The organism is Lysinibacillus sp. 10T31 (assembly GCF_056394365.1).
Genome location: NZ_JBFTHS010000146.1, coordinates 1 through 929, shown reverse-complemented (window position 1 = coordinate 929; position 929 = coordinate 1). Strand labels below are relative to the sequence as shown.

Genomic DNA, 929 nt, shown 5'->3' with positions numbered 1-929 from the left:
GGGCAACACCTCGGCCAACACCCTGGGTGGCGGCGCCACTTACTCGCCGGCCACGGGGCTTACCGGCTTCAGTCAGCCGATCAACGCGATCAGCAGCACCGGGGCGGTAGCGGCTGGCACTGCACAAACCAGCGTAGCGGGTGCGTTGTCGGCGCTGAAYACCGACACGGTCAACACCGCCAATATYGCGGTGAAATATGATGCGGTCGGCGGCAACGCCATCACCYTRGGGGCGACCGGTGGTGCAGGYGCACCGGCCGGCGGGGTGAAAATCACCAACCTGAGYGCCGGTGCCTTGAACGGCACCAGCACCGATGCGGTGAATGGCTCGCAGCTTTTTGCGACCAACCAAAGCCTCAATAACATCAACAATGGYGCSGGCATCAARTATTTCCAYGCCAACTCGAYSCTSGCCGACAGCASCGCRACSGGYSWGGACAGCGTGGCCGTCGGCCCAGCCGCGAGTTCGACCGCCGCTAATGCGATCGCCATCGGCAACGGCGCCGTCGCCRGCACTGCSAACTCCATCGCCCTGGGCAACGGCGCCACCACGGCTGCTGCTGTTGCGACCGCCAATGGCGTGATCAATGGCACCACTTTCAATTAYGAGGGTGCGACACCGACTGGCGTATTGAGCGTGGGCAGTGTCGGTAACGAACGTCAGATCAGCAATGTAGCGGCCGGCCAAGTCACAGCCACCAGCACCGACGCGATCAACGGCAGCCAACTGTTTGCCACCAATACYGCCGTSAMTAATCTGGGSACCCAGACCACKACKCTGGGCAACACCTCGGCCAACACCCTGGGTGGCGGCGCCACTTACTCGCCGGCCACGGGGCTTACCGGCTTCAGTCAGCCGATCAACGCGATCAGCAGCACCGGGGCGGTAGCGGCTGGCACTGCACAAACCAGCGTAGCGGGTGCGTTGT

General features: G+C 63.7%; 1 pseudogene. It reads left to right on the top strand.

Going from position 1 to position 929, the window contains the following annotated elements:
• Nucleotides 1-929 (top strand): annotated as a pseudogene (locus AC1DCY_RS27245) (hypothetical protein); the annotation flags it as partial.